This is a genomic window from Aeromicrobium sp. REDSEA-S32_B7 (genome assembly GCF_001626145.1).
Lineage (GTDB): Bacteria > Actinomycetota > Actinomycetes > Propionibacteriales > Nocardioidaceae > Aeromicrobium > Aeromicrobium erythreum.
Window position 1 is genome coordinate 14,446 of sequence record NZ_LUNF01000020.1, and the last position, 25,321, is coordinate 39,766.

28 protein-coding genes and 2 pseudogenes are annotated in these 25,321 nt (G+C 68.6%); 17 read left to right on the top strand and 13 right to left on the bottom strand.

Translation table 11 applies throughout. The features are described 5' to 3' along the window. Positions 1 to 16: 16 nt before the first annotated feature. Both A6Q79_RS00945 and A6Q79_RS00950 read right to left on the bottom strand, forming a co-directional pair. Complete coding sequence (locus tag A6Q79_RS00945) at positions 17 to 943, bottom strand: DNA adenine methylase (protein WP_286689967.1); 927 nt, start codon at positions 941 to 943, stop codon at positions 17 to 19. Further along, positions 943 to 2,457, bottom strand: a complete 1,515-nt coding sequence (locus tag A6Q79_RS00950; protein WP_286689966.1) for a hypothetical protein — start codon at positions 2,455 to 2,457, stop codon at positions 943 to 945. The genes A6Q79_RS00945 and A6Q79_RS00950 overlap by 1 nt, the downstream gene beginning before the upstream one ends. Before the next feature lie 238 nt (positions 2,458 to 2,695). Here A6Q79_RS00950 and A6Q79_RS18515 point away from each other — a divergent pair. Then, positions 2,696 to 2,830 (top strand): annotated as a pseudogene (locus A6Q79_RS18515) (helix-turn-helix domain-containing protein); the annotation flags it as partial. A 114-nt stretch (positions 2,831 to 2,944) separates the two neighbouring features. Here A6Q79_RS18515 and A6Q79_RS00955 read toward each other — a convergent pair. Continuing rightward, the gene (locus A6Q79_RS00955) at positions 2,945 to 3,190 is read right to left on the bottom strand and encodes a hypothetical protein (RefSeq protein WP_286689965.1); all 246 of its coding nucleotides are present in this window, start codon (positions 3,188 to 3,190) and stop codon (positions 2,945 to 2,947) included. Positions 3,191 to 3,534: 344 nt separating this feature from the next. Beyond that, positions 3,535 to 4,197, bottom strand: a complete 663-nt coding sequence (locus tag A6Q79_RS00960) for a thioredoxin domain-containing protein (protein WP_286689964.1) — start codon at positions 4,195 to 4,197, stop codon at positions 3,535 to 3,537. Between the two features lie 170 nt (positions 4,198 to 4,367). On the opposite strand from A6Q79_RS00960, the gene A6Q79_RS00965 reads away from it, so the two are divergent. From A6Q79_RS00965 to A6Q79_RS00995, 7 genes are all read left to right on the top strand, one after another. Then, positions 4,368 to 4,754, top strand: a complete 387-nt coding sequence (locus A6Q79_RS00965; RefSeq protein WP_286689963.1) for a hypothetical protein — start codon at positions 4,368 to 4,370, stop codon at positions 4,752 to 4,754. Positions 4,755 to 4,820: 66 nt separating this feature from the next. Continuing rightward, positions 4,821 to 5,300, top strand: a complete 480-nt coding sequence (locus A6Q79_RS00970; protein ID WP_286689962.1) for a hypothetical protein — start codon at positions 4,821 to 4,823, stop codon at positions 5,298 to 5,300. Further along, the gene (locus A6Q79_RS00975) at positions 5,297 to 5,872 is read left to right on the top strand and encodes a TlpA disulfide reductase family protein (protein WP_286689961.1); all 576 of its coding nucleotides are present in this window, start codon (positions 5,297 to 5,299) and stop codon (positions 5,870 to 5,872) included. The genes A6Q79_RS00970 and A6Q79_RS00975 overlap by 4 nt, the downstream gene beginning before the upstream one ends. Next, the gene (locus A6Q79_RS00980) at positions 5,869 to 6,612 is read left to right on the top strand and encodes a cytochrome c biogenesis CcdA family protein (protein ID WP_286689960.1); all 744 of its coding nucleotides are present in this window, start codon (positions 5,869 to 5,871) and stop codon (positions 6,610 to 6,612) included. The genes A6Q79_RS00975 and A6Q79_RS00980 overlap by 4 nt, the downstream gene beginning before the upstream one ends. 40 nt (positions 6,613 to 6,652) lie before the next feature. After that, on the top strand, positions 6,653 to 7,018 hold the full coding sequence (locus A6Q79_RS00985) for a helix-turn-helix transcriptional regulator (RefSeq protein WP_286689959.1): 366 nt from the start codon (positions 6,653 to 6,655) through the stop codon (positions 7,016 to 7,018). A 101-nt stretch (positions 7,019 to 7,119) separates the two neighbouring features. Then, on the top strand, positions 7,120 to 9,033 hold the full coding sequence (locus A6Q79_RS00990) for a cation-translocating P-type ATPase (RefSeq protein WP_286689958.1): 1,914 nt from the start codon (positions 7,120 to 7,122) through the stop codon (positions 9,031 to 9,033). Positions 9,034 to 9,615: 582 nt separating this feature from the next. After that, positions 9,616 to 9,822 carry a hypothetical protein gene (locus tag A6Q79_RS00995; RefSeq protein ID WP_286689957.1) on the top strand — a complete coding sequence of 69 codons (207 nt, stop codon included), beginning with the start codon at positions 9,616 to 9,618 and terminating at the stop codon, positions 9,820 to 9,822. 707 nt (positions 9,823 to 10,529) lie between these two features. On the opposite strand, the gene A6Q79_RS01000 is transcribed toward A6Q79_RS00995, so the two are convergent. Then, entirely contained in the window at positions 10,530 to 10,916 is a 387-nt protein-coding gene (locus A6Q79_RS01000; protein WP_317695494.1) for a hypothetical protein, read from the bottom strand. A gap of 150 nt (positions 10,917 to 11,066) precedes the next feature. Here A6Q79_RS01000 and A6Q79_RS01005 point away from each other — a divergent pair, with 150 nt between their 5' ends. The 7 genes and pseudogenes from A6Q79_RS01005 (at position 11,067) to A6Q79_RS01035 (ending at position 18,089) form a co-directional block, all read left to right on the top strand. Then, on the top strand, positions 11,067 to 11,612 hold the full coding sequence (locus A6Q79_RS01005) for a hypothetical protein (protein WP_317695497.1): 546 nt from the start codon (positions 11,067 to 11,069) through the stop codon (positions 11,610 to 11,612). Then, positions 11,609 to 13,573 carry a hypothetical protein gene (locus A6Q79_RS01010; protein WP_286689955.1) on the top strand — a complete coding sequence of 655 codons (1,965 nt, stop codon included), beginning with the start codon at positions 11,609 to 11,611 and terminating at the stop codon, positions 13,571 to 13,573. The genes A6Q79_RS01005 and A6Q79_RS01010 overlap by 4 nt, the downstream gene beginning before the upstream one ends. Positions 13,574 to 14,126: 553 nt before the next feature. After that, positions 14,127 to 15,506 (top strand): DUF1932 domain-containing protein, encoded by a 1,380-nt coding sequence (locus A6Q79_RS01015; RefSeq protein WP_286689954.1) that lies wholly within the window; start codon positions 14,127 to 14,129, stop codon positions 15,504 to 15,506. Next, positions 15,503 to 16,840, top strand: a complete 1,338-nt coding sequence (locus tag A6Q79_RS01020) for a TRAP transporter large permease subunit (protein ID WP_286689953.1) — start codon at positions 15,503 to 15,505, stop codon at positions 16,838 to 16,840. The genes A6Q79_RS01015 and A6Q79_RS01020 overlap by 4 nt, the downstream gene beginning before the upstream one ends. Next, positions 16,837 to 17,142 carry a hypothetical protein gene (locus tag A6Q79_RS01025; protein ID WP_286689952.1) on the top strand — a complete coding sequence of 102 codons (306 nt, stop codon included), beginning with the start codon at positions 16,837 to 16,839 and terminating at the stop codon, positions 17,140 to 17,142. The genes A6Q79_RS01020 and A6Q79_RS01025 overlap by 4 nt, the downstream gene beginning before the upstream one ends. A 548-nt stretch (positions 17,143 to 17,690) precedes the next feature. Next, a pseudogene (locus A6Q79_RS18520) lies at positions 17,691 to 17,795 on the top strand (hypothetical protein); the annotation flags it as partial. 72 nt (positions 17,796 to 17,867) lie between these two features. Continuing rightward, positions 17,868 to 18,089, top strand: coding sequence for a hypothetical protein (locus A6Q79_RS01035; RefSeq protein ID WP_317695511.1), 222 nt, complete (start codon positions 17,868 to 17,870; stop codon positions 18,087 to 18,089). Between the two features lie 28 nt (positions 18,090 to 18,117). On the opposite strand, the gene A6Q79_RS01040 is transcribed toward A6Q79_RS01035, so the two are convergent. Continuing rightward, complete coding sequence (locus A6Q79_RS01040) at positions 18,118 to 18,867, bottom strand: IclR family transcriptional regulator (protein ID WP_286689950.1); 750 nt, start codon at positions 18,865 to 18,867, stop codon at positions 18,118 to 18,120. 248 nt (positions 18,868 to 19,115) lie between these two features. Between A6Q79_RS01040 and A6Q79_RS01045 the strand changes: the two genes are divergently transcribed. Together A6Q79_RS01045 and gluQRS are read left to right on the top strand one after the other, a co-directional pair. Continuing rightward, on the top strand, positions 19,116 to 19,301 hold the full coding sequence (locus tag A6Q79_RS01045) for a hypothetical protein (RefSeq protein ID WP_067854345.1): 186 nt from the start codon (positions 19,116 to 19,118) through the stop codon (positions 19,299 to 19,301). After that, positions 19,249 to 20,109: a tRNA glutamyl-Q(34) synthetase GluQRS gene (gene gluQRS, locus A6Q79_RS01050; protein WP_286689949.1), complete on the top strand. Its 861-nt coding sequence runs from the start codon at positions 19,249 to 19,251 to the stop codon at positions 20,107 to 20,109. Before A6Q79_RS01045 ends, gluQRS begins: the two co-directional genes overlap by 53 nt. A gap of 29 nt (positions 20,110 to 20,138) precedes the next feature. Here gluQRS and A6Q79_RS01055 read toward each other — a convergent pair whose 3' ends face one another. The 7 genes from A6Q79_RS01055 to A6Q79_RS01085 all read right to left on the bottom strand — a co-directional run bounded on the left by A6Q79_RS01055 (position 20,139) and on the right by A6Q79_RS01085 (position 25,235). After that, the gene (locus tag A6Q79_RS01055) at positions 20,139 to 20,951 is read right to left on the bottom strand and encodes an alpha/beta fold hydrolase (RefSeq protein WP_286689948.1); all 813 of its coding nucleotides are present in this window, start codon (positions 20,949 to 20,951) and stop codon (positions 20,139 to 20,141) included. Positions 20,952 to 21,061: 110 nt separating this feature from the next. Further along, complete coding sequence (locus A6Q79_RS01060; protein WP_067854336.1) at positions 21,062 to 21,973, bottom strand: ABC transporter substrate-binding protein; 912 nt, start codon at positions 21,971 to 21,973, stop codon at positions 21,062 to 21,064. A gap of 7 nt (positions 21,974 to 21,980) precedes the next feature. Then, the gene (locus tag A6Q79_RS01065) at positions 21,981 to 22,709 is read right to left on the bottom strand and encodes an ABC transporter permease (protein ID WP_253023277.1); all 729 of its coding nucleotides are present in this window, start codon (positions 22,707 to 22,709) and stop codon (positions 21,981 to 21,983) included. Continuing rightward, entirely contained in the window at positions 22,706 to 23,422 is a 717-nt protein-coding gene (locus A6Q79_RS01070) for an ABC transporter permease (protein ID WP_286689947.1), read from the bottom strand. Before A6Q79_RS01070 ends, A6Q79_RS01065 begins: the two co-directional genes overlap by 4 nt. 3 nt (positions 23,423 to 23,425) lie before the next feature. Then, a complete protein-coding gene (locus tag A6Q79_RS01075) occupies positions 23,426 to 24,238 on the bottom strand; it encodes an ABC transporter ATP-binding protein (RefSeq protein ID WP_253023273.1) in 813 nt (270 codons plus the stop codon). Beyond that, on the bottom strand, positions 24,235 to 24,693 hold the full coding sequence (locus A6Q79_RS01080; protein ID WP_286689946.1) for a rhodanese-like domain-containing protein: 459 nt from the start codon (positions 24,691 to 24,693) through the stop codon (positions 24,235 to 24,237). The genes A6Q79_RS01075 and A6Q79_RS01080 overlap by 4 nt, the downstream gene beginning before the upstream one ends. Continuing rightward, positions 24,690 to 25,235, bottom strand: coding sequence for a cysteine dioxygenase family protein (locus A6Q79_RS01085; RefSeq protein ID WP_286689945.1), 546 nt, complete (start codon positions 25,233 to 25,235; stop codon positions 24,690 to 24,692). Before A6Q79_RS01085 ends, A6Q79_RS01080 begins: the two co-directional genes overlap by 4 nt. Between the last annotated feature and the right edge of the window lie 86 nt (positions 25,236 to 25,321).

Sequence of the window (25,321 nt, forward strand, 5' to 3'; positions counted from 1 at the left end):
ACGCCGATGCCTGGACCTACGCTCGGCGGCCAGCACCAATCGCAGACCGCGGGGGCGCTGAATTGTCTTCCCGCGACGCCACCCATGCCGCGTCCGTCGTTCGAGTGATGGCCATGTCAGGGATCGTGAGGTCCGGAGAGAAAATCACGGCCTCCTTGCCGATGTGCTGCTTGTGCGCCGTGTGCGCGATGTCGAACGTGGCGCATCGACCGTCCCCGTAGAGACGCTCCGTGATGCGAGGGTCGTCGTCGTAGGTGAGAAGCCACGGGAAGTTCGCTTCAGTAAGCAGGTTTGCGAGGGCGACGTGGTCGTCGGCGTCGAAGGCGTGCAGGTACAGACCTTCGCCCTGAACAAGGTATGGCGGGTCGGCATACACGAATACGTCCTGGGCGGACTCGGAGAACCTGCGCAGGAACTCGATGCCTTCGAGTTCGGTGACGTAGATGCGGTGGCGCATGTCCGCGACCGCGTTGATGCGCTGGACCAAGCCCGCGCGGTTGAACCGGGCATCGATTTTCCAGGTTCCGCTCTGGTCGAAGCCGCCGATGGGACGAGCGTCGAGGATGCCAGAGCGGTTGGTGCGGTTGAGGAAGAAGGTGGCGAAGCCAAGTGCGAGGTCGTCGCGCCCGGCCGGGTTCTCGTAGATCGCACGCTGCTCGCGCCACTGACTGACGCTGACGTCGATGGTCTCGATCATCCGGCAGAAGGCTTCTGGCTGGTCCAACGAAGCACGCCAGAACGCGGCGATGCCAGGGTTCAGGTCGTTGAGATGGATGATGTCGACTACATCATCCTTCAGGAGCCGCAGGGCTGCGCCCCCTCCGCCAGCGAAGGGTTCGGCGTACTGCCGCGGGCGAGGCTCCTGCACCTCTACGAGTCGCCGGAGGTAGGGCGCGAGACGCGCTTTCCCTCCGGGGTATCGGAGCGCCGAGAGGTACCTCATCAAGCATCATCCTCCCTCAACCAGTCGTTCATGGCCACCAGCAGAGGTTGGTATCGGCGGGCGATGGCGATGCTTTCACTTGCGGTCCGGCTGGCACTCTGATCGTGCAGCGCGTACTGCAGGAGTCGGATCTCGTTGTTGGTCGTTGCGTGGTAAGCCTTGCTCAGTTCCGACGTGACCTCTGCTTCCCGCAGTTCGCTGGCAGCCTGTGGTTCCAACGTCTTGATCGCCTGGCGAAGCAACTTGTCGAGATACCTCGGAGGTTCCACGACTCCGGTCTTCTTCAGGAAATGGTGGGTCGTCAGTTCGAGGACCACGCGGAGAGTGATAGCGACGACCTCATAGCGACTCGACACGTCCAACAGCGACACTTGACGCGTGATCTCTTGAACACGCGGCGGGAACTGGTCAAGGTTTAGTCCGCGGAAGATCCGATCGTCCGCAGGGGTCGGACGCGGGCGCCGCCCTTCGTCGTCCTCGCTCTGAGACTCTGCCGGGCCGCCAACGCCAGGTCGACCGGGTCGACCTGGTCCTGACGATGAGGTGGCTTCGCCGTCGGCGGGGCCATCGACTCCGTCGGGGGCGGGGTCTGGCGCAGGCTGACCACCGTCCTGTTCGGGCTCTCCTTGGCTCGTCGGCGGGACCGGGAGAAGATGCCGGTAGGTGTAGAGATAGGCCTCGAAGTCACTCACGGTGTCGAGTTCGCGCGCCCAAGTCTTGCCGGAAGGCGCCTTGTCCTGCGCGAAGTCGCTGATCACCCGCCGCAGGATTGGGGCCGTGGCTTCGGCGCCATGCAGAAACGTCATCCTTCCGTCGGCGAACTCAAGACCCAACAGTTCCCGCACGATCGAACGGTCAACGAAGCGCTTGATCATCGTGTAGCGCTTATCTCGAACCACTTCGAGATCTGCCTGGAGGTCCGGCACGTGCCCGAGTTGATCTGAGACCAACCCGACGAAGGCAGCGGCGCGTGTGGTCTTCGATGGATCCGACCGAGCGAGCCTGCGATCCTTCATGGCGGCTCCCCATGGCACGGTGCCGACGCCTCCGTTGCCGCTTGAATGCTTCAGGTCGATCCATGGTTCGGCTTCCTCCTCCGAGGGCGCCACGACTACCTGGACATGAGTAGGCGGACTGAAGTTGCTCTCTTGAGCGAGCCGTTCGACTCGACTTCGGAACCGCCTGGCCAGCGTCGAGTCGCGTACGGAACCGGGGTCGGTCCACAACTTCAGCACCGTCGTGCGTCGGTTCCCTTCGAGCACGACGAATCCGCTGTCGTCTTGCAACACGATGAGCGGGTCGGCACTGTTCAGTCGTCCCGCCCGAGAGATGTCGCGGAGCAGTTCCATGCACTGCTCGCCCGCGATCGTGAGCATGAGTTCCAGGGCATCGGCCTGGTCGTGGGCGTCACGACTGAAGCGCGAGTTCCGTAGATCCAGTTGCAAGTCAGTCAGCGCGACAGTGAGGGCTGGGAAGGCAGGGAGAAGTGGCCGCTTACTCGGCTGGTCAGTCATGGGTTCCTCACCGCAGGTTTCATGGACGGGCTCCGCGTGTCGCGCTCGCGGTCTGACCCGGCCAATCGAGCGGGCTGCCCCAATCCTGCACATCCTTGCGGGTCATGGTTTGGGAACGCGCCGAATGGGGGCGACTCCCCGGTCTTTCGGCCCACGCCCACTCGCATACGGGCGCTCGGATCCCGTATCAGCACTGCCACTGGAGGGCTCTCACGGTCACTGAACGTATTATGAGTGTATGCACACGACCGCGGACGCCGCTCAGCGCCTAGCGGTCACGCCCGCTCGCGTGCGCGCGCTCATCCGGTCGGGACATCTCGAAGCGATGCGCCTTGGACGGGACTGGCTCATTGACGAGCAGAGTCTGGCCCTGCTTGTCGAGCGACCTCGACCCGCTACGCACCGGCCGTTCTCGGCACGGGTGGCCTGGGCGGCCGCCCAAGAGGCAGCAGGCTCCACCAGCCCGTGGATGTCGAGTTCTGAACGGTCACGCGTTCGGGTTCGACTCCGCGATGAATCGTCGACAGACGTGTGGCGGGCGCGTCTTGCTCGCCGAGCGGACTCTCTCAAGCGCTACAGGATTCACCCTGCGAACCTTGCGGTTCTCTTGAGCGATGACCGCGTTCACGAGGCAGTGCTCGATGAGTTTGTCGCTGCCGACCTTGAAGTAGTCGGTGGGTCGCGCCTCTTGTGGTGCGCTAGCGGCGACCTGGATGACCTCGTTCGAGGGCATGGCCTGCTTAGGTCGTCGCGTCCGAACGTCGCGTTACGGTGTCTGCCCGCCGGCGTGGACCTGAGAGCAGGCGCGGGCGTCCCCCCGCTGATCGCAGCCGCAGATCTGTGCGACGAGGGCGACGCTCGTTCGGTACGTGCTGGGGAACGGATGCTCGCGCGGGCGATCGGGTCCCGCGGGGCCTCCGAGAAGTAGTGCCACTCGATGGTCAAGCGGGAGGGTTGCCGCAACTTCAGCGGGCGCGCGCACTAGTGAGCCGACCGCGACTCTGGCTCGGCCACTAGAGAGCCTGGTACTCCCTCGATCACCTCACCCGTCCTGGCAATCCCGCGTGGACACGTGAGTCATTGAGCCAATGCATCGTCGATGCTGCCGTAGAAGTCTTCTACTGACTGGGGTTCGAGCCGCTCGTTGTCCAGGAAGAAGGACGGGGTTCCTGTCACTCCGAGGGAGAGACCGTCCTGGTAGTCGCGCTCGACGCGCTGCTTGACAGAGTCGCTGGCGACGTCGCGGTCGTAGCGGTTCATGTTGAGTCCGATGTCCTGAGCGAACCCGCGGAAGGTGTCGGCGTGGTCGACATCCTGGTCGCCCCACTGGCTCTGGGTGCGGAACATCATCGAGTACATCTGCTCGATCTTGCCTTGACGGGCCGCGGACTCGACGGCGTAGGCGGCGTTGCGGGAGTTGCGGTGTCCGTCGAGAGGGAAGTAGCGCACGGCGAACGTGACCTCGCCGTCGTAGCGCTCGCGCATCTGCTCCACGAGGGGGTAGAAGGCGCCGCAGGCTTCGCATTCGAAGTCCAGGAACTCCACGAGGGTGGGGCTGCCATCGGGGCCTTGGTCCAGAACGTGGGTGTCGTTTTGGATGGCGACCGACTGCGATCGGCCATCGGGCTTGTCGTCGCCGCGTGTGGCGTCGTAGATGACGAATGACGCGAAGAGGGCCACGACGAGGGCCGAGATGAAGAGTGCGGGTTTGATCGTGGGCCTAGTGCGGGTCTCGCTCATGGTCTCTTCCGCTGGGTTGATTGAGGTCGATGCCCTGACTGACGCGCCGACTCCGTGAATAGTTCCCGCCCGAGGTGTGGCCTGTTCGGTTCGTCGCGCCGTAGACGGCTGGTTCACGACCGGTCATACTACGTCGTGTAGTAGTTCGTCGATCGCGAGGAGTCACGCGCATGAAGGATGCGAAGGCCGCGTTCCGCGTCCGCGCGAGCGCCGTCGCCACCTTCATCCTGATCGTGTTAGCAGTGGTCTCCTCGCCGACGGACCACAGCGATTTCGTCGGGCTCTTCGAGGGTTCGGCGACGAGCCAAACCGCAGAGGCACCGTCTGAGCCGTCAGACCAAGCGATGACGGCGGCCAGTGACAGTCTTGGTGATGCTGTCGGCGTATGCGGGCCTCTCCTGATCTGCGCAGGCATGTTGTTCTCGCTGATTCGGCGCCCCCGGCCCGGGGGTCGGGAAGTGGTGCAAAGACGTTGGCGACTTCGACCGCTGTTCACCACTGACGCCAACCGATTCGCCACGGAACCGCTGCACCGGCTAGTCGTACGTCGTTGCTGAGACTCCGCGACGCCCACTCCGGGCGCCCGCACCATCTCTCACGCTTCCGATCGAAACGACCATCCGATGCACCTTCGCTCCACAGTCCTGTCCACATTCGCTCTGCTCAGCGTCGGCGCTTGTTCTGGCGCCGGTTCCTACTCAGAACTTTTCAGTCAAGCCGATATGGCCTACATCCGCGAGACGACGCTCCACCTCAGCGCCGCGCTGTCCGCCACCGACAGCGTCGAGCCGCGCCGAGCGGAGGAAGTCCCGCGCATCGCCGCCTTCCGCCGCACCGCGCGAGCCGAACTCAATGCCACTGCCGGTCTGGGGAAGTCGAACGGGTTCGTGAGACCCACTGTCTCGGAAGTACGGCGACACGTCGCGGAGCATCCCGACGCGGGTCCGGGGGCACTGATGCCGACCGGCGGCTTTCTGGAGACCGTGGACGCAGCGGCGGTCGACCGGGCCCGCAGTTACCTACGAAAGGGCCGTCATCCAGCCTTGATCAGCACGGCACGCAAGGGGCTCGATGCGCGAACGAGCACAGGGGTCCCCCGGTGAGGACCACGAGGGTCATCGCGGCGCTTGCATTCGCGTGCCTCGTCACGGGGTGCGGGCTGGCGTCTCCGCCACAGGGCCCCGGATCGGAAGGAGAGGGTGCGCCGGTCGGCATCAGTCGCCTCGAAGTTTCCGAGCGCGGAAAGGCCCTGGCCCTGCGCGGCGAGGACCTCCAGGGTGATCCCGTGGACGTCGAGCAGTGGCGCGGGAAGGTCGTCGTGATCAACGTCTGGGGTTCCTGGTGTCCGCCGTGCCGGGAGGAGACGCCGACTCTGAGTCAGATTGCGCGTGAACTCGATGGCGAGGTGGAGTTCCTCGGTATCGCGGTTCGTGAGTCGGCCACGGCGTCGCTGGCGTTCACTCGCCGTTTGAAAGTTCCCTATCCCAGCATCAGTGACTCCTCCGGCGCCTTGCTCACCACGTTCGCCGATTCCCTCCCCGCGGTTGCAGTTCCCACGACCTACATTCTCGACACAGAGGGACGAGTAGCGGTCCGAGTGCTCGACAAGGTGACCTACTCGACCCTCACCGCACTCATCGAGGACGTGCGAGCCGAGTCCGAGGGTCGACAGTGACGCAGTCGAGTCTTTCCATCGTGGCCGAAGGGCCGCTGGTCCTGGCCGCCGCGATCGCGGTCGCCGCCGGTCTCGTGTCCTTCTTCTCCCCTTGCCTCGTGCCCCTACTGCCGGGCTACCTGTCCTACGTCAGCGGGCTGACCGGAGCCGATCTCCGCGATCACCGAGCGCGGGTCGCCACGGGCGCTTCGCTTTTCGTCTTCGGGTTCAGTGCCGTCTTCGTTTCCTATGGGGCGCTCTTCGGGGCCATCGGCATGCACCTGTTGGCCTACCAGCGCGCCATCAACATCTTCCTCGGACTCCTGACGATCATGCTGGGCCTTGGGTTCATCGGCCTGGCGCGGTTCGGCCAACGAGAGTGGCGCATGCGATACCTGCCTCGAGTGGGGGTCGGCAGTGCGCCCTTGCTGGGTGCGATGTTCGGGGTGGGCTGGACACCGTGCCTCGGGCCGACCTTGGCGACCGTCCTGGTGATGTCGACCTCCGAGGCCGACGCCGGGCGCGGAGCGTTCCTCACCGCGATGTACTGCGTTGGACTGGGCCTCCCGTTCATTGCGGCCGCGATCGCCTACCAACGCATGCTCCGCGCAGTGGGCTGGGTGCGGCGTCACCATCGGCTCATACAGATCCTGGGTGGAACGATGATGATCATCGTCGGTGTACTGCTCCTGACCGGGCTGTGGCAGTCGCTGGTGAACTCCCTTCAAGGTTGGGCACTGTCCTACACGGCGCCCATCTGACACGGTTCCGTTATGTCAGTCGTCACTGTATGGTCAGCATGTGCTGACTTATCAGACGCGCCTGGCGGCCATGAGCCGCCTGGGACGCGCGATGACCGACGACAACCGAGCCCGCATCCTCATCGCGTTGCTCGATGCCCCCGGCTTCCCAGCCACCCTGGCCGAGGACCTCGGGTTGACGCGAACGAACGTATCGAACCATCTCGCCTGCCTTCGAGGATGCGGACTCGTCGTCGCTACCCCGGAGGGCCGCAGAACACGCTACGAGATCGCAGATGCGCACCTGACTCGCGCCATCCAGGAACTGCTGCGGGTCGTGCTCGCCGTCGATGACGGCCAACCCTGCACCGATGAGCACTGCGACGTACCTCTGTGCTGCGGACCCGCTACGGAGGTGGAGTCGTGAGCAAGGAGTGCTGCGGACCCGACACAGCCGCGACGACCGACGCCCCGACCCAGGTCGTCCCCCTCCCGCCCTGGTGGACCGATCGAGGTCTAGCGCTTCCCGTGACCTCCGGGCTCTTCCTCGTCCTGGGCTACCTGACGTCATGGATCCTCGGAGCCGACAGCCTGTCGGCGGCGCTCCACGTCGCAGCCCTCACCTCGGGCGCCCTGACCTTCGTGCCCGACACCCTGCGCCACCTGACCCGCGGCCATCTTGGCGTCGGCCTGCTCATGACGATCGCCGCGACCGGCGCTGTCATCCTCGGGCACATCGCCGAGGCTGCCGCCCTGGCGTTCCTGTTCTCCATCGCGGAAGCACTGGAGGACCGGGCGATGGATCGGGCCAAACACGGACTCTCAGCGCTCCTGTCCCTCGTACCCGAGACGACCAGAGTGCTGCGCGATGGGCACGTCCATGACGTCGCCGTTGCCGACGTGCACATCGGCGACGTCCTCGTGGTGGGCGCCGGAGATCGTCTCGCCACCGACGGGCTCGTAGAGTCCGGTCGTTCCAGCCTGGACACCTCCGCCATCACAGGCGAGTCGATCCCCGTCGACCGCGGCCCCGGCGACGACGTACTGGCAGGCTCTGTTCTGGGGTCTGGCTCGCTGCGAGTGCGCGCGACGGCGGACGGCACCGACAACTCACTGACCACCATCGTTCGGCTCGTTCACGAAGCGCACCTACGAAAGGGCCGACGCGCGCGGCTCGCCGACACCATCGCGCGCCCGCTGGTCCCAACCGTGCTCGTCGTCTCTGCCGTCGTCGCCATCATCGGATCGCTCTTCGGAGATCCGGACGTGTGGATCGAGCGGGCGCTCATCGTGCTCGTCGCAGCATCGCCCTGCGCCCTGGCGATTGCCGTACCCGTCACGGTGATCTCAGCAATCGGCTCGGCAAGTCGTCTCGGCGTCATCATCAAGTCCGGTGAAGCGTTCGAGCGCTTCGGCACCATCCGACAAGTCGCCTTGGACAAGACCGGCACCCTCACCGCGAACGAGCCGCGCGTCAGCCGCGTCGAGACCGCCGATGGCTTCAGCCGAGACCAAGTGCTGGCGTGGGCGGCATCCCTGGAGCAGTCCAGCACCCACCCCCTGGCCCAAGCCGTCGTCAGCGCCGTCGACCAGGCGCCGACAGCCGCAGACGTCGAGGAGCACGCCGGGCAAGGCGTGATCGGCATCGTCGAGGGCAACCACGTGCGCCTGGGCAACACCCGTTGGATCAACCCCGGACCGCTCGCCGAGGTTGCGTCCGCGATGGCCGCCGACGGGATGAGCGTCGTTGTTGTTGAGCGCGACGAACATGTCGTCGGCGTCATCGGCGTGCGTGATGACCTCAGAGCGAGCGCAGCACCAGCCGTCAGCGACCTTCGCCGCGACGGTATCTCAGCCGTGATGCTCACCGGCGACAACCGAGCGACAGCAAACGCCCTCGCCCGGCAGGCTGACATCGACCAGGTGTTCGCCGAGCAGATGCCTGCCGACAAGGCTGACGTGGTCCGGCGCATGAGCGAAGAAGCCCCGACGGCGATGATCGGCGACGGCATCAACGACGCCCCTGCGCTCGCCTCAGCAACGGTCGGCATCGCCATGGGCGCCACCGGCTCGGCTGCCGCGGTCGAGTCCGCTGACATCGCGTTCACTGGACACGACCTGCGGCAGATACCCGCGGCTATCGCTCACGCCCGCCGCGGACGGGCCATCATGACCGGAAACATCGCACTCGCCCTGGCGATCATCATCGTGCTCTTCCCCCTCGCGCTCTTCGGCGTCCTCGGCCTGGCGGGCGTCGTCCTGGTTCATGAGGTCGCCGAGGTTCTCGTCATCGCCAATGGCGCACGCGCCGCCCGGCTCCGTCCGCAGCGCGCCCTTGAGCCGAGCCCTCGATCAGCACCCGCGACGTGCGCCGACGGCTGCTGCCAGCCAGCGGCCGTCGGCGGAAGAACCGTCTTCGAGATCGTCAAACGTCGTTCCTGACCTCGTGACCCGAGACACGGCGCTGCATCCTCAGCGCCCGTATCGTGTGTCTTGACTGGCAGCCCGAGTCGGGCGTCAGACTCCTCGACAGGAGCACCGCCATGACAGATCAAGCCGAGGCTCCGTACGACGAGCAGTCGCCGCAGCAGCAGGCCGAGACCCGACGCCGATGGGACGCCGACATCAGGGCGACCCGGGAGGCACTGAACTACGAAGAGCGCTTCGCCGCGGAGGGCCGCGCTTACGTCGAGGCTGCACCCGACGGATCTGTGGTTCACTGCGGAGCGCCGCGCTAGCCGCTGCCGAGACCATCGGTCGCTCGCCCGGCGGCACTCACTCACGGCTCGCTGACTTTCGGCCCGACCGCGGTTTCGGTCACCGTCCTACTCCACCTCGCCCTGGGCTGATGACTCTCACCGGCCCAGACTCGCGGTCTCTCGCCAGACGCTGGGCGTCCTCACGCAGATCCCTTCTCAACTCGTCCATTGCGACGTGCAACGTCTTGGACTTCAGCAAGAGATTGTGCTGCCACGTGCCGCGCTCTGAACGTCGGAAGGTGGCTGACGCCCTGCTGATGGCGGCTTGGACCCCGTCGTGCGCTCGGAACATCTCGGTGAGGAGTTCGGCAGGAATCTCGACGATCTGTCGGCCGTCCGCCATGACGCGGATCCGAGCCTCAGGGACGTCTTGCGCGACATCTGCGTCGGCTGCCACTTCCGGGTGACGGCGCATCCTCTGGATGTGCGTCTTGCGCAGACGAACGCAGTCGTCGCAGATGTGCCGACGTGATCGTTCCCCCGCGGCAGCGAGGCACCGGAGGCAGAACGCGCAGTAGCGAGTGCCGTCCGGTGCAAGAACAGCGGAGACCTCGTGGGTTGCGAGACTCTCTACGGTTCGCGCTCGTCCTGGCGGCTTGCAGCGCCCGTGATGCAGCGCTGGATCCCAAAACTCACCAGGCTCGACAAGCCTCGGCGACTGGCCTGCGTTCCGTCCAGTTGTGTCAGAGGGCATCCAATCCACCTGTCGCTTGTCGTACGTACTTCACGTGTCGTACGTACGACAGTAGGCCCGGAAGTGCCCCTTGGCTCCGGAATTGCAGGCATCTCGGTCAGGGTCGATGCGTCGGGCGGCGCGCCCGCTGACATATCGCGCGCCGACGACGGCTCGCTGTCATGCCCTGACTGGACGGTTGCCATCGAGTCGCCGAGATCCACTGCAAGCCAGCAGGAAGGGATTGACGCGCTGGCATGACGGACTCCACGATCACTGTGCGCATACGCACAGCATTGAAGAAGTGAATGGGCGGCGAGGTGGCACCCTCACCGCCCACTGAGGCCAAGGCCTCACGTTGCACCCGATCGAACGGGTCCGGTCTCACCCACCCCTAACAAAGGAAGCAAGACCATGAACAACTTCACTGCCCCCAGTGTGCCCACCCGCACTGACGGCTCCCACCGTCCATGGACGGCACACATGACATGTGCACCCGCGCGGCGTCAGCGCACGCACCACGTCGGCGTTGACGCGACGAACGGACGGTGCCTCTGATGGGCCGCCGCTACCTCGACAGCCCCCGCCTGAGCGACGCCGCCGCGAGACAGCGCGCAGAAGACGACGTGGTGCCCGCCGCCGCGAGAGTCGCTCGGACCGTCGAGTCCGATGAAGAACAGGCACGACGTCGGGAGATGCTCCTGAAGTGGACGTTCCGCCTGAGCCCGGAGGCCGTCGAGGCGGTCAGAGAGACGGTCATCGCGTTGACGATCCGACACCGCTTCCGCTCCGAGGAGTCCGACCGCAGCCTCTACAAGCAGACGATGCCTTACGCGGTCTGGTGTCATCAGCACCTCGGCCGCTTCGACCCCGACATCGACCTGGTCGATCACGTCCTGGTCGACAGGATCCCGAAGGTCTGGCCACAGCACGCCGAGTCCTCTCGCGCGACCCGGATGGCCGGCCTCCGGCGGCTGCGTCGCGGACCTCAACCCGCAGCAGGAAGGCGGCGGCGCCCACAGAAGGCCTTCGACCAGCGAGGGTTGCAGGACCTGTACCGAGGGGCAGAGAACGCAGGCAAGTACAAGAACGCAGCCCATGTGCTCCTGGGCCTCTCAGCGGGTGCTGGGTTGAACTCGGCGGAGATCGTTCGCGCCCGTGGTGACTGGTTCTCCGAGGAGCACGGGCTCCCCTGCCTGTACGTGCCGAACGAGGACGGAGAGTTCCGCGTCGTCCCGCTCGAAGCCCGAACGGCGGCCCGTCTGCGTCCGCTGGCGAAGGAACGACCGGACGAGCGCCTGTTTCGCCCGACCGCGCGGGCCTACAGCAGCCTCATCTCCGACACCAACCTCCTGATCCTCAGGCAGACAGAACTGTGGCGACCGTTCACCGTCCCGCGAGCACGTCACACCTGGATCAGCAGGCTGCTCTCGATGTCGATCCCGTTCACCACCGTCTGCGCGATGGCAGGCATCAAGCCCGGCAACTCACTGCCGTCGGACCTTGTCGGCGACCTCGACACCCCGTCCACCGAGGACGTGTTCAAGGCCTTCAAGGCTGCGCACCGTCACACGGGAGCACTGCGATGAGCGCCGACTCTCCCGCGATCACCCGGGTCGACAACACCGACTTGGTCCTGGCTATCGCGGCCAGCATCATCGACCACTCCGGAGCACTGACGACGCTCCTGACGCACAAGCCCCCGCAGGCGTACGCCGGGCGCAGGCGTGGACCCAAGCGACGGCTTCCGATCCATCCGCCGAGGCTCATGCTGGTCTGCGTGATGGAGTTGGTGTACCGGGCCATCAGCGTCATCACCGCTGACGACATGCTTGACGCCATCTGGTCCCGCTACACCGAGGCACAGTTCGCCGCGCTGGGCTACCCGGGATGGCGAGACGCCGCGCGCCAGCGAGACATGGGCAAGGCGCCCGGTCAGCAGCACGACAACCTCAGCCCCGCCGAACGGAAACTGCACCGGGACACCTGGCACGCGGAGAAGAAGCGCCTGGCCGAGCAGTTCGCGGCCCTGCTCGAAGCCATCGAGACCACCTACGGTCACGCTGGTCGACGCCACTCCAAGGAAACGATCGAGGAGTGGCAGTCCGACCCGATCTACATCGAACGCGAACGCCTCTCCCACGCTCTCGTGAACCAGATCGCGATCCGCGGGAGCCTCTACGCCCTCCAGAAGAGGTTCCACCCCACAGCAGACCCGGACGACCTGTCCACCGGCGTCCTCAAGGGCTTCGCTGGCGACCTTGGAGCCGACGAGCACATCTGCGTCACCACGAGCGGTCTCGGCGGCAAGCGCACCATCCCCGTTCGGCAGACAACCCGGCTCACTGCCTTCACCCGCCAGTACAAGGCGGCCGAGGCGTTCGGACTGACGGTCGTCGTGGGAATGTCGCGAGTCGGGACGCCGATACTCCCTTCGCTCGCCCTCGGCGTCAACATCGGTGCTCCGTCGAAGGGTTCCGGTCCCGCCGTCCTGAGGTCGCTCCAGAGCATGATCGACTTCGGCATCCGCCCCGAACGCAGAGGGCGGAGCCGCCACTACATCGCCTTCGACATGGGGTACCCCGGCGCCGACGGCCTCAACGCCAGCCTCATCGACATGGGCTTCTCCACCCTCGTCACCTATCCGGAGCACTGGACACAGGGCATCGACCTGTCGCACAGCGTGCACCTGTCCGAGAAGCGGAAAACTGCCCTCGGACTGGACGACGCGCCCGGAGGCGCTGGGCCCTACCTCTTCAACGGGTGCATCACCTGCCCTGCCGCCAAACGCACCATCGATCATCTACTCGAACGGGTGCCGACCGACGGCAAGAGGCGCAAGCCTCATGTCAGGCCCCGCTGGGAGCCCCCGATCCCGGTACTCTCCAGCGACGGGTCGCTCGTCAGCATCCACAACCACACCAACGCGGTGCTCTCCGCCGCTGCGATGCCACTCAACGGACGCCCCACGCCCGTGGTGAACGCCAAGCCGGGACGCCCCTCGAAGTCCGCAAAGTCTGCTGAGTCCGTTGAGGGGTCCTACCGGGTGCAGGTCTCCTGCCCTGCCGCATCAGGTCGGGCGAGGTGTTCCCGCGTCCCGGCGTCGATGGATCTGCCGGGCGACCTGCCCACCTTCGAGAGACACCCCTCGGGACCCATGCCGACCGTCTGCTTGGTGGACCAAGTGAGCATCATCATGGACGCCGACACCCTCAAGCGCTGGCAACCACTGATGAGCGGAACATGGGCTCACGAAGACCTCCACTCCGCCTACAGATCCGACACCGAACGGTTCTTCTCCACACTGGTCAGCCCATCCGGTGGCGACCACAGCATGTACAAGTTCAGTGCCTACAAGAACTCGCTCAACATGCTCTTCGCCGCCTGCACCATCGCGGTCACCAACTACAAGAACTACGAACGCTTCGTAGAGAACCACGCCTTCGACCGAACACCCGGCGAACCACTCACGTTCCCGGACCGGTCAAAGACGAAACAGACCAGAGACCGCGAGACCCTGCTCGCGAGGCTGCAACAGCCCGCCGCATAACACCGCGCCACTCCCAGCCCCAGCCGACGGCGTCGCCGTCGGCTGGGGCTTTCTCTAGGAAAGATCGACCCAGTTCGCGCCGTCGAACCGTCTTGTGAAGGTCAGCCCGGAGAAGCCGCAAATCTCGGCGTCCGAACGCGGCGATCAGCCCGTATCCAGCAGCCCGGGAGAGGCCAACCTCGCGCGACTCCGCCGCCATTCCAGGCGAATCGTGAGCGTTCGGAAACTCTAGGAAACGGGCAGCCCTGTCGTAGGGAAGTCGACCAACTGACTTCACGGGGCCAAGCAGGAGAGGCCGAAACGAATAACGTGGACCCCTCACCACCGGCGGGTCGCTCGGCGGCCCGCCCTCTCGCACGCGTCACCGCCGCGTCCTCCGGCGTCGCGCCGTGACGCCGTCGTGCTGCGTCACGCCCGCCCATGCGCCCTGAAGGCACTACACCAAGGCATCTCCAGGGCCCGGCACGTGGTCCCCGTCACGTGAAGCGCTTGACGAATGGTGTGCCGCCCCTCACACTCATTTCGATACAACCTCTCACGGAATGAGAATTTGATGCACGTAGCGGTACTTGGACTGGGTGAAGCCGGCGCGCTGTACGCCTCCGCCTGCACGAGGCAGGGCTGGGACGTCACGGGCTACGACCCCGGCGACGTCCCCACGCCCGACCACGTCGTCCGCGCGATCTCGATCGCCGACGCGGTCCTCGAGGCCGACGTCGTGCTCGGCCTCACCGGCGCGCGTGCCGCCGTGGCCGTCGCCACCGAGGCCGCCACCGCGATGCGTCCCGGCTCCTGCTTCGCCGACTTGAACTCGGGCTCGTCGGCCCTCAAGGACGACGTCCGCGCCGCGCTCGAGGGGCACGACGTCCTCCTCGCCGACGTCGCCGTGATCGGTTCGGTCCCGACCTTCGGCGCTCGCACCCCGCTGATCGTCAGCGGCTCCGGCAGCCCCGTCGCCGCCTCGTTGTTCGCCGCGCTCGGTGCCGACGTCGACGACATCGGCGGGGCGCCCGGCGACGCCGCCACCCGCAAGCTGGTCCGCTCGAGCTGGATGAAGGGAGTCGCGGCGCTCATCGTCGAGACACTCGAGGCCGGCCGAGCCGCCGGGCTCGAGGACTGGACCCGCGAACAGGTCGCCGAGCAGCTCGCCGACGGCGCCGTCGCGATGGACCGGCTCTACGACAGCACCTACAAGCACGCCGCACGCCGCGCGCACGAGATGCGCGACGCCACCCGGCAGATCGCCGACGCGGGCCTCGTGCCCGTCATGGCCCGCGCGACCGCGGCCCTGCACCAGCAGCTCGCCGAGAACCACACGATCGTCGACGCCGACGTGCTCCGTGCGTGGGAGGACCTGCCGGTGGCCAACATCGGCGACGCCCGCGGTCGTCTCGGCATCACCCGCGACCTGCATGCCCCGTGGCGCGGTGCGACCATGGTCGGCCGCGCCCGCACCGTGACCGTCGCCGGCGGCGACAACGTCGGGATCCAGCGCATCATCGAGCAGGCCCGCCCGCACGACGTGATCGTCGTCGACGGACAGGCCGACACCAGCCGCGCCCTGGTCGGTGAGCTCATCGCCGGTCGCCTCATCGCCAAGGGGGTCGCCGGCATGGTCATCGACGGCGCCATCCGCGACGCGGAGGACCTGCAGGACATGGGCTTCCCCATCTGGCACCGCGCCCGCAACGCCGCCGGCCCCTACAAGAACGGGCCCTTTCATCATGGTGAGCCCGTGTCGGTGGGCGGGGTCGTGTGCCTCGAGGGCGACCTCGTGGTGGCCGACGGCGACGGCGTCACCTTCGTCCGGCCGCACGAGGCTCCCGCCCTCCTCCCCGCCGCCCGCGCCGTGCAGGAGGACGAGGCCCGGCGTCGTGAGGGCATCTCGGCAGCCGTCGACGCGTACCGTCGAGCCCAGGAGGAGGTGTCGTGAGCGCGATCATCGCCCTGCTCGTCTACATGGCGGCCATCATCGTCTGGAACTTCGTCCTCGGCCGCAACATCGGCGAGGCCATGCTGGTCGGCCTGCTCGTCGTCACGGCCTTCGCCGGCGCCGACGCCTGGACCGTCCTCACCCACGCGTTCTGGGAGGCCACGCAGGAGCAGGTCATGTTCGCGGGCCTTGCCTTCGTCTTCATGAGCTACGTCCTGGGCCAGACGCCGGTGCTGGACCGGATGATCGACATCCTGAACTCGGTGCTCGGCCGCGTCCGCGGCGGACCCGTCTACACGAGCACCGTCGCGGCCGGGGCGTTCGGCTCCGTCGCCCACGTGGGCGCGTCGGTCACGGCGGCGGTCGGCTCGATCACCATCCCCTGGATGAAGCGCGCCCAGGTCCGCCCGGAGATCGCGGGCAGCGTCGTCGCCGGGTGCGCCGGCATGGGCGTCACCTTCCCGTTCAGCTCGACGATGTTCATCCTCACGGGCGCCCTGGCGACCACCGGGACGCTCACGGTGGACGAGCTGGTCATCCCGCTGGCGGTCGGTGGTCTCTGGTGCCTCGGCGTGCGCCTCGTGGTGAACGCCTACATGGTCCGCAAGTACGACCTGCGCGCGATGGACCCCGCTGACCGACTGCCGTTCGGGCGCAGCTTCTCCCGCGGGTGGACCTCGTTGACCCTGTTCATCGGCATGGTCGTGCCGGTCCTGCTCACGATGGGCTGGACGTCGGCGCGGCTCAGCGACTACGTCGGCGTCGACACGGGTGAGGCGCTCAGCCTCATCGTCTGGATCCCCGTCCTCATGATCGCGATCGTCGGGCTCCTCGGCCGGCGACACCTGCCCCGCGGGGGACGCGACTGGTTCGAGCTCCTCGCGGGAGCCGCGCCGCGGTTCGGAGTCATCGGCGTGACGATCGTGGCCGCGTTCGCGGCGGCGAACGTGCTCGGCGAGCTCGGTCTGCCCGCGCAGCTGACCACCGCGCTGGAGGCTGTCGACGCCCCCCGCCCGGTGATGGCGCTCATCGTCGGAGCCGTCGTGGTCGCGATCGCCATCCCGCTGACCGCGTCGGCCACGATGGCGGCGATCGGACCGGTGGCGGTGGCCGCGCTCATCGGGGTCGGCGTCGAGCCGGCCGTGGCGGCGACGGCCGTCCTGATCTTCGCCTCGACCGAGGGCGCCTCGCCCCCGTCCGGTGCGCCGATCTACGTCGCCGCAGGACTCGCCCAGGTCGACCCCGCCAAGATGTTCCGCCCCCTCGTCACCTACTTCTGCCTGCCCATCCTGGGCATCGGCGTCCTCATCGCGTCTGGAGTGCTGCCCGTATGAACCCCCTCGACCACCCGACGACCATCGATCCGTCCGCCGCACCGTCCGAGAGACCGGCGACGGCTCGACTGCGGTCCTTCCTGCGCCTCGGCTTCGTCGTCACTCTCCTGGTGTTCCTGGCCGGCGGGTTCGTGCTCGTCGGGGCGCAGGCCGTGCAGCTCGTCGCCGGCGACGGTCCCGCGGTGGCCGCGATCGGCGAACGGCTCGGGCCGCCGACCTTCACGGTCGCCACCGTGTGCGGGCTGTTCGCGTTCGCGCTCGAGTACCTGCGACCCGCCAGCGCGAGGGACGAGGATGCCTGACGGGCGCCTCGACGTCACCGCGTCCTACGACGACCTGCTGCGACGCGGTGACGCCCCTCCCGGCTCCACCTGGGGACTGTTCGACCCGACCAGCGAGCGCGGCATGGCCGACCTCGCCGGACCGGAGCAGGTGCTTGCGGCGTCGTCGCTGGTGCGGACGGGCGAGGTCGTGAACCTCGACCACAGCCTCGCGGCCTTCGACCCGCCCATGGCGCGCGCCCGCCAGGCGCCTCGGCACACGATCGTCGCCGGGCACCCGCAGTCGCGCGACGACAGCCTCGACTTCTTCCTGCAGGCGAGCTCGCAGGTCGACGGTCTGCGGCACCGTCGCGCCCAGGACTGGGGGTTCTACGACGGGCACGCCGACGCACAGATCGCCGTCGGCAGTCCTACCCTCGGGGTGCAGCGCTGGGCCGAACGGCCCGTGGTGGGTCGCGGGGTGCTGCTCGACGTCGCGGCCGCCCGGGCCGGTCTCGGTGCGCCGCTCGACCACGCGCGGGGCGAGGTCCTCGAGGTACGTCGCCGTCGAGCCGGGCGACCTCGTGCTCGTGCACACCGGCTGGGCGTCGTGGTACCTCGGCCTGGACCGCGAGGCGCGCACCGAGGTCCGCGACCGTCGCTGCGCCACGGGCTTCGCGCAGCGCCGCGCACTCCCCAGGTGGCTCTGGGACCACCGGGTCGCCCTGTTCGCCACTGACACGTTCGCGGTCGAGCGGCTCCCTGTGGTGCCCGACAGCGAGTTCGCCGCGTCGGCCGTCGACGACGCGGGCATGATGCACCAGGAGCTGATCGCCTCCCTCGGGATGCCGCTCGGCGAGCTGTGGCGTCTCGACGCCCTCGCGGCGGCGTGCGCGCAGGACCAGCGCTGGCAGTGCCTCGTCGTCGTCAAGCCGCTGCACCTCGAGGGCGGGGTCGGCTCGCCGGCCAACGCGACGGCGCTGCGCTGAGCGAGCGGTCCGCTCCGGCGAGCAGGGCTCAGAGTCGGCGACCGAGTGCCGAGGCGGCGTTGCGCACGGCTGCCGACCACGCCTCGATCCGCGACTCCGGGAACGTCTCGGTCGTGCCCGCCACCTGGAGGGCGGCCACGACGTCGTCGCCCAGGCGCACGGCGGCCGCGACGGAGCGGGCACCGATGACGCGCTCTCCCTCGGAGACCACGTAGCCGCGCGCTCGGATCGTCACCAGAGCCTCGCGCCACGCCTCGACGTCGATCTCGACGCCGCTGGCGGTGACGAACGGCACCGCCTCGTCGACCACCCGCTGCTGCAACGACTCCGGCAGGTAGGCGGCGAGCACCTTGCCCGCTCCCAGGTGCAGCGGCAGCCGCTCCCCGACGGGCAGCTCGTAGCGCAGCGGGTTGGAGCCCTCGACACGGGCGATGACGGCGCGACTGGTGCCGGTGCGCACGAAGACCGACGAGGCGAGCCCGGTCTCGGCGGCGAGGTCCTGCAGCACGGGACGGGCGTTCAGCACTAGCGGACTGCCGGTCAGGAAGGCGTGCGCCCCGAAGAGCAGGCCGACCCCGGCGCGGTACCGGTTGTCCTCGCGCTCGACCCGACCACGGGCCTCGAGCGCTCCCAGGATCCGCTGGGCGGTGGCCACGTGCAGACCCGAGCGGCGGGCGATCTCGCTCAGCCGCAGCCCGTGCGGCGCGGCCTCCAGGACCTCGAGCACGTCGATGGCACGGTCGAGCGAGCGCATCGTCGACGCGTTCGACTCCGCCACCACCACGCCTCCTCAGGGTCTCGGGCGCACTGCCCGACGAGAGCCGATCCTACGGGAGCGGGCACCCGCGCCCCCGGACCCGCCACCATCGGTCGTGCGTCCCGTCCGGCCGCACGTCCACCCGCCCGAGCACGCCACGGGAACCCTCGGAGTGATCTTCGTCACATCATGGGCGAATCTCCAGAGATCCCGTCTGACCTGCGCAGATCCAAGTTGGAACGGTGTAGTTCGCGACCTACAGTGGCGTCATGGTCGTCGTCTTCCTCACCTTCCTCAGCCTCGTCCTGACGCTCTTCGTCGGCGCCATCTTCCTGCTCGGGGCCCACCGCCTCGTCACGATGGTCGTCCGCTACGTCGAGACCCATCCGACATACTCCGAAGATGCCCGCCGGACGCTTCGCTCCCTCGCCGTCCGGCGACCTGCACGTCGGTAACCTCCGCACGGCGCTGCTCGCCTGGCTGTTCGCGCGCTCGACCGGGCGGGACTTCGTCCTGCGCGTGGAGGACCTCGACCGCGTCCGTCCGGGCGCGGAACAGCGACAGCTCGACGACCTCGCCGCACTCGGGCTCGACTGGGACGGACCGGTGGTCCGCCAGACCGAGCGCCTCGCGGCGTACGACGCGGCCGTCCAGGCGCTCGCGGACGCCGACCTCGTCTACCCCTGCTTCTGCACCCGTCGCGAGGTCCAGGAGGCGCCCTCCGCGCCGCACCTGCCGCCGGGCGCCTACCCGGGAACCTGCCGCGACCTGACCGACGCGCAGCGGGAGGCCCGGGCGACGGCGCGGCCTGCCGCCCTGCGGCTGCGCGCCGCCGTGACCTCCTGGACGGTGCACGACGTCCTGCACGGTGACGTCGAGGGCGTCGTGGACGACGTCGTGCTGCGCCGCAACGACGGCACCCCCGCCTACAACCTCGCCGTGGTCGTCGACGACGCCGCGCAGGACGTCGACCAGGTGGTCCGGGCCGACGACCTCCTCACCTCGGCAGCCCGCCAGGCCTACCTCGCGTCGCTGCTCGACCTGCCCCAGCCCACGTACGCGCACGTGCCGCTGGCGGTCAACGTCGACGGCCGCCGCCTCGCGAAGCGCGACGGCGCGGTGACCCTGCCCGACCTCGGTCGCGACCGCGCGTGGTCGATGCTCGTCGAGTCGCTGGGCCTCGTGGGCGACAGCCCCGCCGAGCTCCTGGAGTCCTTCGACCCTGCGACGGTGCCACGTCGGCCGTGGACCGTCCTCGGCTGAGCGGGCGACGAGCAGCGTGGTCCGGGCCGTCAGTGCTCGGCGAGGAACGACTCCATGAGTCGCGTGACCGCCTCCGGCTGCTCGACGGTGCTGGAGTGCCCGGCATCCGGCACGACCTCGAGCCGTGCGCCGGGGATGGCGGCCGCGATCGCCTCCGCCTTGGCCACGGGCGTCGCGACGTCGTCGGCCCCGACCACGACGAGCGTGGGAGCGGTGATCAGGGGCAGCTCGTCGACCACCGGCTGCCGGTCGGTGACCCCGAGGATGGCGGCGCGCATGCCGCGCCGGTCGACCGTGCGCAGCTTCGCCACCCACGGGTCGACGACCTCCGCGCGCCGTGGTGACGCGAGCAGGTGCGGCCCGAACATCAGCGGCTCGACCTTGCCGCGCACCGGTCCGATGCCGAGCCAGCGGTAGACCCGGGCCAGCAGCCGGTACTGCGCCACCTTGTCCGGGTCCTCGGGACCGGCACTGGTGTCCAGCAGCACGAGCGAGCGCACCCGCTCCGGGTGCCGGGCGGCGAGGCGCATGCCGACGAAGCCGCCCATCGACAGACCGGCGTAGTGCACGGCTCCGAGACCCAGGTGGTCCAGCAGGGCCACCAGGTCGTCGGTCAGGGAGTCCATGTCGGCGGTCCCGTCCTCGGCCGCCGGCGTGTCGCCCTGCCCGCGCCAGTCGACGGTGATGCACCGGTACCGGTCGCGCAGCGCAGCCACCTGCGGGTGGAACATCCACCCGCTGAACAGGAGACCATGACCCATCACGAGGGTCGGCGCACCCGGCCAGGGCTCGCCAGTGTCGGTGTGGTGGAAGGAGATCCCCCGCAGGTCTGCGTGTGGCACGAGTCACAGGGTGCCACAGGTCGAGGCGGCGTGCTCGCACGCGACGACGCCCCCTCCCCGCGCCTCGGGAGAGGCCGTGAGGAGGGGGCGTCGGGTGGGTGCGGACGACCTCAGATGAGGTTCTTCTCCTGCAGCCACTCCTTGGCGACCGTGGCCGGATCAGCCTTCTCGTCACCGTCGACGCGACCGTTCAGCTCGATGAGGTCCTCGGTGGTGAGCTGCTCCGACACCGCGTCGAGCGTGTCCTCGACCGTGTCGCTGGCCTTCGCCTCGTTGATCAGCGGGACGATGTTCTGCGCCGCGATGAGGTTCTCCGGGTCCTCGAGCGTCACCAGGTCGTTGGCGGCGATGGAGGGGGTCGTGGAGTAGATGTTCGCGACGTCGACGTCGCCGTCCTTCAGCGCCTTGACCGTCGCCGGTCCACCGGAGTCGCTGATCGCCGTGAAGTCGACGTCCTCGACGCCGTAGACCTTCTTCAGGCCAGGCACGCCGTAGGAGCGGGTCTCGAACTCGGGGTTGCCGCCGACCTTGACGGTGCCGAGCTTCTTGAGGTCGCCGATGGAGGTGATGCCCTCCTTCTCCGACAGCTCCGACGTGACGTTGTAGGAGTCCTTGTCCTCGGCGGCGGCCGGCTCGAAGGTCTCGAGCTTCTCGGGCAGCGCGTCCTCGAGCGCGTCGTCGACGGCGCCGGACTCGGTGGCCGTGGCGTTCTTGTCGAAGTAGAGCAGGAGGTTGCCGGTGTACTCGGGGATCAGGTCGATCTCGCCGTTCTCCAGCGCCGGGATGTAGGCCTCGCGCGCGCCGATGCGCAGCTTCTTCTCGACCTTGACGTCCTTGGCCTCGAGCGCCTGGGCGTAGATCTCGGCGATGATCTCGGACTCGCCGAAGTCGGCGGAACCGATGACGATCGTGTCGGAGTCGGAGCTGGAGGCGCCCGACTCGGTGGGGTCGCCGCCGCAGGCGGTCAACGTCAGGGCAGCAGCCGCGAGCGCGGCGCCGAGCCCGATCTTGTGCACGGACATGTCTCTCCTAGGGGGTGGTCGTGCTCTGGCTGGTGGGGGTCGGATCGGTGCTGGAGGAAGCGCTGGTGGCCGGTCGGGAGGGGCGGGCGCGCCGCTCGGCCGCCGCCTGCGCGACGGCGAACAGACCGTCGAGCAGCAGCGCGAGGACGACCACGACGACCGACCCGCCGACCATCTGCGGGTAGTCGCGCACGGCCTGGCCGTCGAAGATGTAGCGCCCGAGGCCGCCGAGGGACACGTAGGCCGCGACGGTCGCGGTCGCGACGACCTGCAGCGTCGCGGCGCGGAAGCCGCCGACGACGAGGGGCAGGCCCAGCGGCACCTCGACGCGGGTGAGCACCTGCCACTCGGTCATGCCCTGCGCGCGGGCGGCGTCGACGGTCTGGGGGTCGACGGACTCCACGCCCGCGTACACACCGGCGAGCAACGGCGGCACCGCCAGCACCGTGAGTGCGAGGATCGGCGCCTCGAGACCGAGGCCGAGCAGCAGCGTGAGGAGCGTCAGCACCCCGAGCGTGGGCAGCGCGCGCAGCGCGCCGGTGACCCCGATCGCCAGGCCGCGGAAGCGTCCGGTGTGGCCGATGTAGAGCCCGAGCGGCACGGCGATCGCCGAGGCCACGACGAGGGTGAGTCCGGTGTAGCCGAGGTGCTCGAGCACGCGGTTCGGGATGCCGGCGTCGCCGGTCCAGTGCGCGCCGTCGGTGAGCCAGTCGACGGCGTCGGAGACGACGCTCATGCCTGACCCCCCAGCGACATGCCGCTCTCGACGGTCCGACCGCCCGCGAGCCGACGCCAGAACGGACCCTTGGCGCGCCGGCTGGGGCGATCCCACGGCATGAGCAGCCGACCGGCGAGCACCAGGAGGGCGTCGAGGACGAGTGCCAGGACGACGATACCCACGAGGCCGACGACGATCTCGGTGAGGAAGTCGCGTCGGTAGCCGTTCGTGAACAGCGACCCGAGGCTGGAGACGCCGATCAGGGCACCGACGCTGACCAGGCTGACGGTCGAGACGCTGACCACGCGGATGCCGGCCAGCAGGACCGGTCCGGCCAGCGGCAGCTCGACGCCGAACCCGCGCTGGCGGGAGGAGTACCCGGTGGCGGTCGCGGAGTCGAGGACGGCCGGCGAGACCGACGTGAACGCGTCGGCAGCCGTGCGCACCATGATCGCGACGGCGTAGATGCTGAGGGCCACGACCACGTTGAGGGGGTCGAGGAAGCCCGTCCCGATGATGCCGGGCAGCGTGACGAACAGCGCCAGCGACGGGATCGTGTACAGCACGCTGCCCGCGCCGAGCAGCGTGCCGCGCAGCCGCGGGTGCCGGCTCGCGTACCAGCCGACCGGCACGGCGACGGCGAACCCGATCACGAGGGGCACGACGCTCAGCCAGGTGTGCTGCCAGAACAGCTCGAGCACCTGGTCACGGTTGCGCCACGCCCACTCCACGGGTCAGCCCTCCAGCACGCCGGCGGGACGCCCCGACGCGTCGACGACGACCTTGCGGCCCTCGCGATCCTCCACGTGCAGCGAGCGGCCGCCCTTGTCGAGACCGACGAAGCTGGCGACGAAGTCGTCGGCCGGCCGGGCGAGGATGTCGGCCGGGGCACCGACCTGGGCCACCTCGCCGCCCTTCTTGAGGATGACGACCTGGTCGCCGAGCGCGAACGCCTCGTCGATGTCGTGGGTGACGAACACGATCGTCTTGTCGAGCTGGGTCTGGAGCCGACGCAGCTCGGCCTGCAGCTCGAGCCGGACGATCGGGTCGACGGCACCGAACGGCTCGTCCATGAGCAGGATGTTGGGGTCGGCGGCGAGACCGCGGGCCACACCGACGCGCTGCTGCTGCCCGCCGGACAGCTGGCCCGGGTACTTGCGCGCCTGGGTCTCGTCGAGCCCGACCGTGTGCAGCACCTCCAGCGACCGCTCCCGGGCCGACTTCTTGTCGGAGCCGTTGAGCCGGAGCACCGTGGCGACGTTGTCGACGACCTTGCGGTGCGGCAGCAGGCCGGCGTGCTGCATGACGTACCCGATGCTGCGTCGCAGGGCGACAGGGTTCTGCGTGGCGACGTCGACGTCGTCGATGAGCACCTGGCCGGCGGTCGGGTCGACCATGCGGTTGACCATCCGCAGCAGCGTCGTCTTGCCACAGCCGGAGGAACCGACGAACACGGTGGTGGTGCGCGAGGGGATGGTGAGGTCGAAGGAGGCGACGGCCTGGGTCCCGTCCGGGAACGTCTTCCCGACGGACCGGTACTCGATCATGGGACGACAGTCTCCCCGGCCCCACTGACATCGGCAATCGGAACGGTCGAGACCGGGAGTCCGGCCGCACGCCAGGCGTGGATCCCCCCGACGACGTCGGTGGCGTCGAGGCCGAGCGAGCGCAACGCAGCGGCGGCGAGCGACGACGTGTAGCCCTCGGTGCACAGGACGATCCACTCGGCGTCCCACGCCGCCTGCGGCAGGCTCGCCCCCGACTCGGGGTGCAGACGCCACTCGAGGTGGTTGCGGTCGACGTGCAGCGCACCCGGCACCACCCCGTCGGCCTCGCGCTGCCACTGCGGTCGGATGTCGACGAGGACGGCGCCGGCTCGGACACGGTGCGCGGCCTGGTGGGGCGTGACGCGCACGAGGTGGCGTCGGGCGTCGGCGAGCAGCGCGTCGACGGAGGCGAAGCGGGCGCGTCGTCGGGTCGGCTCGACGGGCAGCGCGCTCACGACGCGACCCGTCCTGCCGCGGGTCCGCGGACGCTCTCGGGGGCGGCGATCTCGGGGTCGTCGCTCCAGACGTGCGCGAGGCGCACCAACCGGTCGGAGCCGTCCGGGCCACGCTCGACGTCGAAGAAGTCCATCCGCTCGAGCGGGGGCGAGTACACGTGGACGCTCACGGCGGTGGCCTCCCGCGTGTTGCGCACGTCGTGCACGTAGCCGGGACCGAACGCCACCACGTCGCCGCGCGTGCGGGTGCTCTCCTCGAGCTCGCGCGCGCCCGGGTCCCACACGAGCTCGTCGAGCTCGCCGGCGACGACGGTGAACGCGCCGCTGGACCCGCCGTGGCCGTGGAGCTGCGTGCCCTGCTCCTCCGTCCAGGAGATGAGCCAGACGTCGACGTCGGCGTCGTGGTGCAGGCGCACGTGCCACCGCTCGTCGGGGTCGGCGTGCACGGAGTGGAGCTCGGCCCGCACCTGCTCGGCCACACAGGTCGCCTGCTCCACGAGCTGCGCGAGGGGCAGGGCGTGGCGGCGACGTCGTGGGCTCATGGGGGTGATCGAACCGTCCCGGACGTCCGCTCGGGCGACGTCCCACGATGCGGGAGCGGTGCTGGCGAGGGATCGGTCGTGATAGG